Raw genomic sequence first — 11,160 nt, 5'->3', positions numbered from 1 at the left:
GCCCGCATCCGGGAGATGATCGAGTTCAACAACAACGTCTACATCCCGGACGTGCTGGCGATCGGCACGATCTACAAGCAGGCCGGCTGGCTGCACGGCGGCGGCCTGAGCGCGAAGAACGTCGCCGACTACGGCACCTACGAGAAGGTGCCCTACGACCACGCCACGCACCAGCTGCCCGGCGGCGTGATCCTCGACGGCAACTGGGACAAGATCCACCCGATCGACCCGCGCGACCCCGAGCAGGTGCAGGAGTTCGTGACCCACAGCTGGTACAAGTACGGCGACGAGACCCGGGGCCTGCACCCCTGGGACGGCGTCACCGAGCCGGACTTCAAGCCCGAGGGCCCGAACTTCAAGGGCACGCGCACCCACATCGAGCAGCTCGACGAGTCGGCCAAGTACTCGTGGATCAAGTCGCCGCGCTGGCGCGGCCACGCGGTCGAGGTCGGCCCGCTGTCGCGCTACATCCTCGGCTACGTGCACGCCACCCAAGGGAACAAGCACTGCCAGCGCGTCAAGGAGCAGGTGGACTTCTCCGCGCGCATGGTCAACCACGACGTGCCGAAGGCGCTGGGCCTGCCGGAGACCGACTACACGCTCAAGCAGCTGCTGCCCAGCACCATCGGCCGCACGCTGGCGCGCGCGCTCGAGAGCCAGTACTGCAGCGAGATGCTGATGGACGACTTCCGCCAGCTCGTCGGCAACATCAAGGCGGGCGACACCGCCACCGCCAACGTCGAGAAGTGGGACCCGAGCACCTGGCCGAAGGAGGCCAAGGGCGTGGGCACCGTCGCCGCGCCGCGCGGCATGCTCGGCCACTGGATCCGCATCAAGGACGGCAAGATCGAGAACTACCAGTGCGTCGTGCCGACCACCTGGAACGGCAGCCCGCGCGACCACAAGGGCCAGATCGGCGCCTTCGAGGCCTCGCTGCTGAACACGCCGATGGTCAACCCGGAGCAGCCGGTCGAGATCCTGCGCACCCTGCATTCCTTCGACCCCTGCCTGGCCTGCTCGACGCACGTCATGAGCCCGGACGGCCAGGAAATGGCCACCGTCAAGGTGCGCTGAAGCGCGGCGACCCGTCCCCCGAGGAGATGTCCATGACCCTGAACACGAAGAAGACGATCCTGCGCGCCCTGGGCGCGGTCGCGGCGCTGGCCGCCACCGGCGCCGCGCAGGCCCACACCGGCCACGGCACCGAGAGCCTGTTCGCCGGCCTGGCGCACCCGCTCGGCCTCGACCACCTGCTGGCGATGGTGGCGGTCGGCACCTGGTCGGCGGTGGCGCTGCCGGCCGGTCGGCGCGCTGCCGGCCCGGCGACCTTCCTGGCCGCGCTGCTGGCCGGCGCGGTGGCCGGCTCGGCCGGCCTGGCGCTGCCCTTCGGCGAGAGCGCGATCGCCGCCAGCGTGCTGCTGTTCGGCCTGATGCTGGCCTTCGCGCGGCAGGTGCCGGTCGGCGCCGGCCTGGCGCTGACCGCCGCGGCCGCGCTGATGCACGGCCTGGCGCACGGCGCCGAGCTGCCCGCCGGCGGCCTGTTCGCCGGCTACGCCGCCGGCTTCGTCGCGACGACCGCGCTGCTGCACGCCGCCGGCCTCGGCCTGGGCCGGGCGATGGCGGACCTGCAGGTCCGCGCCTGGCACGCGCTCGGCGGCGCGGTCGGCCTGGCCGGCCTGATGCTGCTGGCTCGCGCCTGAGCCCCCAGCGCCCCTGCATCCGGCCACCAACGAGGAGACAACGATGAGCAGTCACGCTTCGCCGACTTCGCAGAAGCTGGCCGGCGCCACCGGCATCGACGCCGACGCGGTCGCGCACGGCCGCTCGATCAAGTCGGTCTACGTGTACGAGGCGCCGGTGCGCGTCTGGCACTGGATCAACGCGCTGGCGATCACCGTGCTGGCCGTCACCGGCTACTTCATCGGCCGCCCGCTGCCGACGATGCCCGGCGAGGCCAGCGACCATTTCCTGATGGGCTACATCCGCTTCGCGCACTTCGCCGCGGCCTATGTGTTCGCGGTCGGCCTGCTCGGGCGGATCTACTGGGCGCTGGTGGGCAACCACCACGCGCGCGAGCTGTTCACGCTGCCGCTGCTGACGCCCGCGTACTGGAAGGAAGTGTTCCGGATGATCGGCTGGTACCTGTTCCTGGTGCCGAAGCCCAACCAGTACGTCGGCCACAACCCGATGGCGCGGCTGGCGATGTTCTGCGGCTTCTTCCTGTTCTCGGTGTTCATGGTCTGCACCGGCTTCGCGATGTACGGCGAGGGTCTGGGCGGCGGCTCCTGGGCCGACCGGCTCTTCGGCTGGGTCATCCCGCTGATGGGCCAGTCGCAGGACGTGCACACCTGGCACCGCATGGGCATGTGGGGCATGGCGATCTTCGTGACGCTTCACATCTATGCGGCGATCCGCGAGGACATCATGGGCCGCCAGAGCATCGTCAGCACGATGATCTCGGGCTACCGCACCTTCAAGGACTGACCCGTCCGCTGCCTGAAAGCCCGAGCCGAGATGCGCGCCGCCCCCCGCCTGCCTGCCCTGCCGCTTGCACCACGCGGCGTGCCCCTGCGCCGGCCCGAGCACCCGGGCCGCTTCCTGAACCGCCACTGCCTGATGCCGCTGGGCATCAGCCAGAGCGCGGCGGCGCGGCTGCTGGGCATCTCGCGCCGGCGGGTCAGCGAGCTGGTGCTGGGCCAGCGCGCGATGTCGGCCGACACGGCCATCCGCTGCGCGCTGGCCTTCGGCGTCGACACCGGGTTCTGGCTGCAGCTTCAGGCGCGCTGGGACAGCTACCACCACTGGCGCGAACTGCGCGAGCGCATGCGCGAGGGCCGCGACCGGCCGGTGCAGCGCCCCCCGGCCGGCTGAGACGCACGCCCCTCGTCCGCCCGAATCCTTCCGAACTTCTGAACCCCTCCGACCGCCGAGGTCAGCCATGACATCCGACACGCCCGAACCGACCTGCCACCCCTCGGGTGACATCCCTGTGCCGCCCGGCCCGATCGTCGTGCTCGGCATCGGCAACGTGCTGTGGGCCGACGAGGGCTTCGGCGTGCGCTGCGTCGAGGCGCTGCAGCGCCACTGGGCCTTCGCCGAGGGCGCCGGCCTGCCCGAGGTGCAGCTGATCGACGGCGGCACCCAGGGCCTGTACCTGATCCAGCATGTGCAGGCCGCCGCACGGCTGCTGATCCTCGACGCGGTCGACTACGGTCTGGCGCCCGGCACGCTGCACCAGGTCGAGAACGAGGAGGTGCCGAAGTTTCTCGGCGCGAAGAAGATGAGCCTGCACCAGACCGGCTTCCAGGAGGTGCTGATGCTGTCGCAGCTCACCGGCCACTATCCGGCCGAGGTGCTGCTGATCGGCTGCCAGCCCGAGGAGCTCGAGGACTACGGCGGCAGCCTGCGCCCGAAGGTGCGCCTGGCGGTCGACGACGCGGTGGCGCTGGCGCTGGAGCGGCTGCGGGCCTGGGGCGCGCAGCCCCTGCCGCGCGACGTGCCGCCGGATGCCGACGAGGCCGTCACCGTGCCGACGCTGTCGCTGCAGGCCTACGAGGCCGGCCGGCCCGCCGCCGCCGCCGCCTGCCGCATCGGCGACGAGCGCTTCATGCCGCCGACGGCGCGCAGCGCCGCGGGAGCCTGACATGTGCGTCGGACTGCCGATGAAGGTGATCGCGCCCGCGCCCGGCCAGACGCTGCCGGCCGGCTGGGTCCGGGTAGCCGGCCGCGGAGAGGAACGTGCGGTCGACACCGCGCTGGTCGGCGCCTGCGCGCCCGGCGAGTGGGTGCTGGTCTTTCTCGACCGGGTGCAGGAGCGGCTGGACGCGCAGCGCGCCGCCGAGATCGACGCCACGCTCGACCTGGTCGCCGGCGCGATGAGCGGCCTGCTGCCCGCCGACGCGGCCGCCGCCTTCGTGCTGCCCTCGGCGATGGACGCGGCCGCGCTGGCAGCGCTGACCGGTGCGCCTGCCCCCGCTCCCGCGCCTGCGCCCGACCTTTCCCCCCTGTCCTCCACGAACACGGAACTTCCGCGATGAACTCTCCCGTCATCGACCCGACCGTCGGCACGGCCGATCCCGCCGCCGACCTGCACCCGCTGTTCGCGCGCCTGGTGCGCGAGTTCGGCGCCCGCGTCGTCACGCCCGACCGCTGCGCGGCCTGGGCCGCCGAGGGCGGCGACCGGGTGCTGCTGCTCGGCGGCGACACGGTGCGGTTTCCCGAGGCGCTGGACGTGGCGGTGGTGCTGCCCGAGCTGCGCCGCGCCCACGGCGACCGCTTCGAGATCGGCGTGGCCGCGCGCGAGCACGAGGAGGCGCTGGCGCGCCAGCACGGCTCGCAGCGCTGGCCGGTGCTGATCTTCCTGCGCGAGGGCCGCTATCTGGGCGCGCTCGACGGCATGCACGACTGGATCGACTATGTGGCGCGGGTCGGCGAGATGCTCGCACGCACGCCGACGCGCGCACCGATCGGCATCGCCGCGGCCGGCGCCGGGGCGGATGCGCCGTCCTGCCACTGAACGGCCCCGCCGGGCCGCCCCACCGATCCCGATCCCCCGATCCGCGGAGACCCCGATGAACACCCCCTTCTCTTCCGCCCGCCCCTTTCCCATTCCGGTGGTGGCCCTCGGCCCCGGCAGCCAGGACGACGAGGAACAGCTCGACTACATCACCATGCCGCAGGGCATGAGCACCTACCGCGCGCCGGCGCTGCCCGAGCCGGAGGCGCTGGCCGGTCACGCCGGCGCGGTCGGCGTGCTGACGCAGGCGCTCGAGCGGCTGCAGGCGCTTCTGGCCGGCGAGACGGTCGAGCCGGTCCGGCTCGACGGCCTGGGCGCGGACGATCTGGCGCTGGTCAACCAGGTGCTCGGCGAGGGCGAGGTCAGCGCCCAGGTGCTGGCCGCGCCCGACCGGCTCGACGCCGGTGCGCGGGTGCGCATCCAGGAGTCGGTCTTCGCCGGCGTCTGGCGGGTGGTCGAGACCGGCGAGGACGGCACGGTGCACGACAGCATCGAGCTCGGCGCGGTGCCGGCGGTGCTGCGCCGCGCCGCGCGCGAGGACACCCGTCCGGTGCCGGTGCCCGCGCCGGACGCGCCGCTGCCGCCGGACGTGCTCAATGCGCCCTCCATCCTGGTCGAGCTGGCCGAGCACCGCCAGCACTGGCGCGAGGGCCAGCCGCCGGAGGTGGTCAACCTGACGCTGCTGCCGGTCACGCCGCAGGACATCGCCTGGATCGACCACCAGCTCGGCACCGGCCGGGTGGTGATCCTGTCGCGCGGCTACGGCAACTGCCGCATCACCAACGCGCGCGCGCTCAACACCTGGCGGGTCGTCTACTACAACTCGCAGGACACGGTGATCCTCAACTCGGTCGAGGTCTGCGGCATCCCGGAGGTCGCCTGCGCGGCGCGCGAGGACCTGGAGGACTCGGCCGAGCGGCTGACCGAGGTGCTGCAGTGGGTGGAGCAGGCATGAGCACGGCCCCGAACCCGCCCGCCCGCTTCGAGGGCAGCTATCTGGGCGACGCCGCCCGGCTGCCGGCCGACGCGCGCCTGGAGTGCAAGATCTGCTGGTGGGTCTACGACCCGGCGGTCGGCGACGAGGTCTGGCAGATCCCGCCCGGCACGCCCTTCACCGCGCTGCCGGCGCACTGGCGCTGCCCGGAATGCGACGGCGACGCCGAGCAGTTCATGGTCATCGCCGAGGACGCCCCGCGATGAGCGACGACGCGCCGCAGCGGCGTCTGGCCGGGCTCGAGGCGGTGTTCCGCCGCATCGCGACCACGCGCATGCGCGGCGTGCCGGTGCTGAACCCGGCGCTGTCGGTGCAGGCGGTCGGCTTCGGGCCGGATCCGCTGCGCACCGCGCCGGGCGCGGCGCCGACGATGCTCGGCGTGCTGGTCACGCCCTGGTTCATGAACCTGCTGCGCCTGCCGCTGCAGCCGGTGGACGGCCACGATGCCACGGCGCTGCAGGCGGCCGGACTGGCGCCGCTCGGCCACACGGTGGTGCGCCGCTACGGCGAGCACGCGCTGGACTTCACCGGCGCGCACGAGGCCGAGGGCCTGGGCGCCTGGGAGCAGGCCTCGCTGTTCTCGCCGATGTTCGCCTTCGCGGATCAGCCGGCGGCGGTGGCCACCGCGCGCGAGGTGATGCGGCTGCTGCGCCAGTCCTGGAGCGAGACACCCTCGCCGCCCTCGCCACCCTCCCCCCCCCGTCATCCTCGCGAAGGCGAGGACCCACGCACGCCAGCCGCGGCGCCCTTCGTGGGTGCCCGCCTGCGCGGGCATGACGGGGTCGGCTGGCATGACGGGGTGGGCGGGCCCGACCGGGAGCGCACGCGATGACCGACGCCCGCGCCCTGGCCGGCCATCTGCGCCTGCACCCGGGTCGCCGCGACGGCCCGGCGATCAGCGGCGGGCGGCCCGACTGGCTCGCCCGGCTGGCGCCGGGCCGCGACGCCGACACCCTGCCGGCGCTGCTGGGCGCGCTGTTCTCGCTGTGCGCCGACGCGCACCGCGACTGCGCTCGCGCCGCGCTGCGCGCCGCACGCGGCCAGACGGAGTCCGCCGCCGAGGCGGCCGTCGCCGCGCAGGCGCTGCGCCTGGGCACCGCTCGCGAGCATCTGCTGCGCCTGGGGCACGAGCTGCCGCGACGGCTCGGAACGAGTGCCGACGCGGGCGCCGCCTGGCTGCGTTCCAGCCCGCCCTGGCGCGACGATCTCGATCCGATCGCGCGGCTCGCCGCGCTGCCGGCCTGGCTGCAGCGGCATCTGCTCGGCAGTTCCCCGGCCGACTGGCTGCGCCGGCACGCGGCCGCGCCGTGCGATCGGCTCGAGGCCGTCGCGCACTGGGCGCAGGAACAGGCCGGCCACCGCGAGGTCGATCCCGGCTCGCCGGTGCATGCGCTGGCCGCGCTGGCGCCGCTGGCGCGCACGCTGGCCACGCCGGGCCCGGCGGCGCTGCGCCCCGGCACGACCGACTGGGCCGCGCTGGCCCGCGCGATGGATGCCGACGCCGGCTTCTGCCGCCTGCCGCACCGGCCGGGCGATGCGACGCCGGCTGGCGTGCCCGACACCGGCCCGTGGTGCCGCGAGGCCGATCCGCCGGCCGAGGCCGCGCAGGCCGGCGCCAGCGCCTGGAGCCGCATCGGCGCGCGGCTGGTCGAGCTGGTGCGGCTGGCCGGGCCGGACGGCGCACGGCGGCTGCAGCGCGGCGCGCTGGCGCTCGGCCCCGGCGACGGCCTGGCCTGGTGCGAGATGGCGCGCGGCCTGCTGCTGCACCGGGTGCGGCTCGAGGCCGACGGCCGGCGCGTCGCCGCCTGGCAGGTGCTGGCGCCCACCGAATGGAATGCGCATCCGCGCGGCACGCTGGCGCAGGCGCTGGCGGCGCTGCCGGATACTGGTCGCCAGGGCGAGGCCGCACGTCTGCTCGCGCTGGCCTTCGACCCCTGTGTCGATGTCGAGGTGACCCCCGATGCATGAACTCAGTCTCGCCGGCGGCATCGTCCGGCTCGTCGAGGACGCGGCCGAGCGCGAACGCTTCCGCCGCGTCAGCCTGCTGCGGCTGGAGGCCGGCGCGCTCAGCGGCGTCGAGGTGCGCGCGCTGCGCTTCGCGCTCGAGGCCAGCGTGCCGGGCACCTGTCTGGAAGGCGCCGAGATCCTCATCGACGAGCCGCCCGGCACCGCCTGGTGCCTGGGCTGCGGCCAGTCGGTCGAGATCGGCTCGCGCGCCGACGCCTGCCCGTCGTGCGGGGGCTTCCGGCTGCAGCCCACCGGCGGCACCGAGCTGCGCGTCGTCGACCTGATGGTCCACGACGACTGACCCCCACCGAACGACGAAGAACCCCGAAAGGAACCCCACCATGTGCGTCATCTGCGGCTGCTCGACCGGCACCCCCGGTGCGGTGCACCAGCACGGTCGCGACAGCGACCCTGCCCACGCCCACCCCCATGATCACGGCGACCTGCACTACGGCCAGGGCCCGGCGCGGGTGAGCGTGCCCGGCATGAGCCAGGCGCGCGCGATCCGGCTCGAGGCCGACGTGCTCGGCGCCAACCAGCGCATCGCCGACGCCAACCGCGCGCATTTCGCCGGCCATGGCGTCGTCGCCTACAACCTGGTTTCCAGCCCCGGCTCGGGCAAGACCACGCTGCTGTGCGCCACCATCGAGGCGCTCAAGGTCCGCGCGCCGGGCCTGCCGGTCGGCGTCATCGAGGGCGACCAGCAGACCACGAACGACGCCGACCGCATCCGCGCCACCGGCGCGCCGGCCATCCAGATCAACACCGGCAAGGGCTGCCACCTCGATGCGCCGATGATCGCCGAGGCCTTCGCGCGGCTGCCGCTGCACGGCCACCACCATCACGGTCACCACCATCACGGCGACGCGCCGGAACACGACCACGCCCACGCCGCCGACCCGTCGCTGCTGATGATCGAGAACGTCGGCAACCTGGTCTGCCCGGCGATGTGGGACCTGGGCGAGCGCGCCAAGATCGCGATCCTGTCGGTCACCGAGGGCGAGGACAAGCCGATCAAGTACCCCGACATGTTCGCCGCCGCGCGGCTGATGGTGCTGACCAAGGTCGACCTGCTGCCGCATCTGGACTTCGATGTGGCGCAGTGCATCGCCTTCGCGCAGCGCGTCAATCCGGACATCGAGGTGCTGCTGGTGTCGGCGAAGACCGGCGTCGGCATGGACGCCTGGATGGACTGGCTGCTGCAGGACACCGGCCGGTGACACGCCGGGTGCACCTGCATCTCGACGGCGCCGTGCAGGGCGTCGGGATGCGTCCGCTGTGCGCGCGGCTGGCCGCGTGCCACCGCCTGGGCGGCTGGGTGCGCAATGACGAGCGCGGCCTGCAGGCCGAGATCCAGGGCCCGGCCGCGCAGGTCGAGGCCTTCCTGCAGGCGCTGCGGCAGGATCCGCCGCCGCTGGCGCGGGTGCGGCGCTGGTGGCAGCACGACCTGGCGCCGCTGGACACGCCCGAGGCCGGCGTCTTCCGCATCCTGGCCAGCGAGGCCGGCGGGCCGCCCGGCACCGGCCTGCCGCCGGACGCGGCGCCGTGCGCGCGCTGCCTGGACGAGCTCTTCGACCCGGCCGACCGGCGCCACCGCCACGCCTTCATCAACTGCACCCACTGCGGCCCGCGCTTCACCGTGACCCGCGCGCTGCCCTACGACCGCGCGCAGACCAGCCTGGCGGACTTCCCGCTGTGCGCGGCCTGCGCGGCCGAGTACGCCGATCCGGACGACCGCCGCCACCACGCGCAGCCCATCGCCTGCCCGGACTGCGGCCCGCGCCTGGCGCTGTGGCAGCCCGACGGCACGGTGCGGTCCAGCGACGATCCGGTGCAGGACGCCGCGGCCTGCATCGCCGCCGGCGGCATCGTGGCGCTGAAGGGCGCCGGCGGCTATCACCTGGTCTGCGACGCGCGCCAGGACGCGCCGCTGGCGCGGCTGCGCGCGGCCAAGCGCCGCCAGGGCAAGCCCTTCGCGCTGATGGTCGGCCACCTCGCCTCGGCCGCGCGCTGGGTCGAGATCGACGATCCGGCGGCGCAGGCGCTGCTGGCCTCGCCGGCCGCGCCGGTGCTGCTGCTGCGCTGCCGGCCGGGCGTGGCCGAGGCGCATCCGCAGATCGCGCCGGAGCTGTCCGACTGGGGCCTGATGCTGCCGCCGACGCCGCTGCACGCGCTGCTGCTGCATGCGCTGCGCGGCCGCCCGACGCATCCGGGCTGGCGCGAGGAGGCCGACGACACGCTGCTGGTGGTCACCAGCGCCAATCCCGGCGGCGAGCCGCTGGTCATCGACGAGGTCGACGCGCTGGCGCGCCTGGGCGATCTGGCCGACCTGCTGCTGGTGCACGACCGCGCCATCGTCGGCCGGCTCGACGACAGCGTGCGGCGCTGGATGGGGCGCGACGCCCGCGGGCAGGTGCATGCGCCCTTCGTGCGGCGCGCCCGCGGCCATGTGCCCGATCCGGTCGAGCTCGACGGCGTCGACGAGGACGCGCCGCCGGTGCTGGCCTTCGGCGGCCATCTGAAGAACACCGTCTGCGTGACGCGCGGCCGCCAGGCCTTCCTGTCGCCGCATGTCGGCGACCTGGGCAGCGCCGCCAGCCGCGCGGCGATGCTCGACGCGGCCGACCGGCTGTGCCGCTTCCTGGCGGTGCGTCCGGCGCTGGTCGCGCACGACCTGCACCCGGACTACTTCAGCACGCTGCAGGCGCGCGCGCAGGCCGAGGCGCTGGGCGTGCCGGCGCTGGCGGTGCAGCACCACCACGCGCACGCGGCCGCGGTCTGCGCCGAGCACGCCGGCGGGCTCGCCCGCCCGGCGCTGGCGCTGGTGCTCGACGGCAGCGGCCTGGGCGAGGACGGCAGCGCGTGGGGCGGCGAGCTGCTGCGGCTCGACGGCGCACGCATGCTGCGCCTCGGCCACCTGCCGACGCTGGCGCTGCCCGGCGGCGACCGCGCCGCGCGCGAGCCCTGGCGGCTCGGCGCCGCGGTGCTGGCCGCGCTCGGCCGCGGCGACGAGATCGCCGCGCGCCATGCCGGCGAGCCGGCCGCACGCGCGCTGGCCACGCTGATCGCGCGCGGCACGAACTGTCCGCCGACCTCCAGCGCCGGCCGGCTCTTCGACGCCGCGGCCAGCCTGATCGCCGGCATCCACCACGCGCGCCACGAGGGCGACGCGGCGATGCGGCTGGAAGCGCTGGCGGCGCAGGCACCGGCCGCGGTCGAGCCCTGGCCCGAGGCCTGGTCGCTCGACGAGCAGGGCCGGCTGCGCTGGCCGGGCCTGTGGGCGCGGCTGGCCGAGGCCGGCGACCGGACCGGCCCGGACGGCCCGGCGCTGGCGGCCGCACGCTTCCATGCGACGCTGGCCGAGGCGCTGGCCGGCTGGACGATCGCGCAGGCCCGGCGCGAGGGCCTGCAGCGCGTCGCGCTCGGCGGCGGCTGCCTGATCAACCGCCGGCTGCGCGACGGCCTGGCGAACGCGCTGGGCGCGGCCGGCCTCGAGGTGCTCGAGGCCCGCCAGGCGCCGCCCGGCGACGGCGGCCTGGCGCTCGGCCAGGCGGCGGTCGCGCTGGCGCGGCTCGGCGCGATGCCGGCCGCGCTGCGGTCCTCCCTTCTCTCCAACCCGACGACTTTCGCGGAGACCTGAACG

Annotated in this window: 14 protein-coding genes; all 14 read left to right on the top strand. The window is 74.8% G+C overall.

The features are described 5' to 3' along the window. Window positions 1-1,074 (top strand): nickel-dependent hydrogenase large subunit (locus tag HNQ01_RS21540; RefSeq protein WP_173807574.1); only part of this gene is annotated, 1,074 nt, incomplete at its 5' end. A gap of 32 nt (window positions 1,075-1,106) precedes the next feature. After that, complete coding sequence (locus tag HNQ01_RS21535) at window positions 1,107-1,700, top strand: HupE/UreJ family protein (RefSeq protein ID WP_173807573.1); 594 nt, start codon at window positions 1,107-1,109, stop codon at window positions 1,698-1,700. A 43-nt stretch (window positions 1,701-1,743) separates the two neighbouring features. Beyond that, on the top strand, window positions 1,744-2,484 hold the full coding sequence (cybH, locus tag HNQ01_RS21530) for a Ni/Fe-hydrogenase, b-type cytochrome subunit (RefSeq protein WP_173807572.1): 741 nt from the start codon (window positions 1,744-1,746) through the stop codon (window positions 2,482-2,484). A 30-nt stretch (window positions 2,485-2,514) separates the two neighbouring features. Continuing rightward, complete coding sequence (locus tag HNQ01_RS21525) at window positions 2,515-2,871, top strand: HigA family addiction module antitoxin (RefSeq protein ID WP_173807571.1); 357 nt, start codon at window positions 2,515-2,517, stop codon at window positions 2,869-2,871. Window positions 2,872-2,938: 67 nt separating this feature from the next. Further along, complete coding sequence (locus HNQ01_RS21520) at window positions 2,939-3,643, top strand: HyaD/HybD family hydrogenase maturation endopeptidase (protein ID WP_173807570.1); 705 nt, start codon at window positions 2,939-2,941, stop codon at window positions 3,641-3,643. A gap of 1 nt (window position 3,644) precedes the next feature. Beyond that, entirely contained in the window at window positions 3,645-4,037 is a 393-nt protein-coding gene (locus tag HNQ01_RS21515) for a HypC/HybG/HupF family hydrogenase formation chaperone (RefSeq protein WP_173807569.1), read from the top strand. Continuing rightward, on the top strand, window positions 4,034-4,516 hold the full coding sequence (locus tag HNQ01_RS21510) for a thioredoxin domain-containing protein (protein ID WP_173807568.1): 483 nt from the start codon (window positions 4,034-4,036) through the stop codon (window positions 4,514-4,516). The genes HNQ01_RS21515 and HNQ01_RS21510 overlap by 4 nt, the downstream gene beginning before the upstream one ends. Before the next feature lie 55 nt (window positions 4,517-4,571). Beyond that, window positions 4,572-5,471: a hydrogenase expression/formation protein gene (locus HNQ01_RS21505; protein ID WP_173807567.1), complete on the top strand. Its 900-nt coding sequence runs from the start codon at window positions 4,572-4,574 to the stop codon at window positions 5,469-5,471. Then, the gene (locus HNQ01_RS21500) at window positions 5,468-5,716 is read left to right on the top strand and encodes a rubredoxin (RefSeq protein ID WP_173807566.1); all 249 of its coding nucleotides are present in this window, start codon (window positions 5,468-5,470) and stop codon (window positions 5,714-5,716) included. Before HNQ01_RS21505 ends, HNQ01_RS21500 begins: the two co-directional genes overlap by 4 nt. Then, complete coding sequence (gene hybE, locus HNQ01_RS21495; protein ID WP_173807565.1) at window positions 5,713-6,342, top strand: [NiFe]-hydrogenase assembly chaperone HybE; 630 nt, start codon at window positions 5,713-5,715, stop codon at window positions 6,340-6,342. The genes HNQ01_RS21500 and hybE overlap by 4 nt, the downstream gene beginning before the upstream one ends. Then, window positions 6,339-7,478, top strand: a complete 1,140-nt coding sequence (locus tag HNQ01_RS21490; RefSeq protein WP_173807564.1) for a hydrogenase formation protein — start codon at window positions 6,339-6,341, stop codon at window positions 7,476-7,478. Before hybE ends, HNQ01_RS21490 begins: the two co-directional genes overlap by 4 nt. Further along, window positions 7,471-7,818, top strand: a complete 348-nt coding sequence (locus HNQ01_RS21485; RefSeq protein WP_173807563.1) for a hydrogenase maturation nickel metallochaperone HypA/HybF — start codon at window positions 7,471-7,473, stop codon at window positions 7,816-7,818. The genes HNQ01_RS21490 and HNQ01_RS21485 overlap by 8 nt, the downstream gene beginning before the upstream one ends. Window positions 7,819-7,858: 40 nt before the next feature. Further along, the gene (gene hypB, locus HNQ01_RS21480; RefSeq protein ID WP_173807562.1) at window positions 7,859-8,737 is read left to right on the top strand and encodes a hydrogenase nickel incorporation protein HypB; all 879 of its coding nucleotides are present in this window, start codon (window positions 7,859-7,861) and stop codon (window positions 8,735-8,737) included. Next, window positions 8,734-11,157 carry a carbamoyltransferase HypF gene (hypF, locus tag HNQ01_RS21475; protein ID WP_353621755.1) on the top strand — a complete coding sequence of 808 codons (2,424 nt, stop codon included), beginning with the start codon at window positions 8,734-8,736 and terminating at the stop codon, window positions 11,155-11,157. The genes hypB and hypF overlap by 4 nt, the downstream gene beginning before the upstream one ends. Window positions 11,158-11,160: the final 3 nt, after the last annotated feature.

Origin of the sequence: Sphaerotilus uruguayifluvii (genome assembly GCF_013294065.1) — a bacterium.
GTDB lineage: Bacteria > Pseudomonadota > Gammaproteobacteria > Burkholderiales > Burkholderiaceae_C > Sphaerotilus > Sphaerotilus uruguayifluvii.
The sequence above is the reverse complement of the archived record's forward strand: the minus strand, read 5'-3'. Positions and strand labels throughout refer to the sequence as shown.

Coding starts and splice junctions, on each gene's coding strand:
- HNQ01_RS21525 (WP_173807571.1), top strand. CDS start 2,515: ATGCGCGCCGCCCCCCGCCTGCCTGCCCTGCCGCTTGCACCACGCGGC.
- cybH (WP_173807572.1), top strand. CDS start 1,744: ATGAGCAGTCACGCTTCGCCGACTTCGCAGAAGCTGGCCGGCGCCACC.
- HNQ01_RS21510 (WP_173807568.1), top strand. CDS start 4,034: ATGAACTCTCCCGTCATCGACCCGACCGTCGGCACGGCCGATCCCGCC.
- HNQ01_RS21505 (WP_173807567.1), top strand. CDS start 4,572: ATGAACACCCCCTTCTCTTCCGCCCGCCCCTTTCCCATTCCGGTGGTG.
- hypB (WP_173807562.1), top strand. CDS start 7,859: ATGTGCGTCATCTGCGGCTGCTCGACCGGCACCCCCGGTGCGGTGCAC.
- HNQ01_RS21500 (WP_173807566.1), top strand. CDS start 5,468: ATGAGCACGGCCCCGAACCCGCCCGCCCGCTTCGAGGGCAGCTATCTG.
- HNQ01_RS21520 (WP_173807570.1), top strand. CDS start 2,939: ATGACATCCGACACGCCCGAACCGACCTGCCACCCCTCGGGTGACATC.
- HNQ01_RS21535 (WP_173807573.1), top strand. CDS start 1,107: ATGACCCTGAACACGAAGAAGACGATCCTGCGCGCCCTGGGCGCGGTC.
- hybE (WP_173807565.1), top strand. CDS start 5,713: ATGAGCGACGACGCGCCGCAGCGGCGTCTGGCCGGGCTCGAGGCGGTG.
- HNQ01_RS21485 (WP_173807563.1), top strand. CDS start 7,471: ATGCATGAACTCAGTCTCGCCGGCGGCATCGTCCGGCTCGTCGAGGAC.
- HNQ01_RS21515 (WP_173807569.1), top strand. CDS start 3,645: ATGTGCGTCGGACTGCCGATGAAGGTGATCGCGCCCGCGCCCGGCCAG.
- HNQ01_RS21490 (WP_173807564.1), top strand. CDS start 6,339: ATGACCGACGCCCGCGCCCTGGCCGGCCATCTGCGCCTGCACCCGGGT.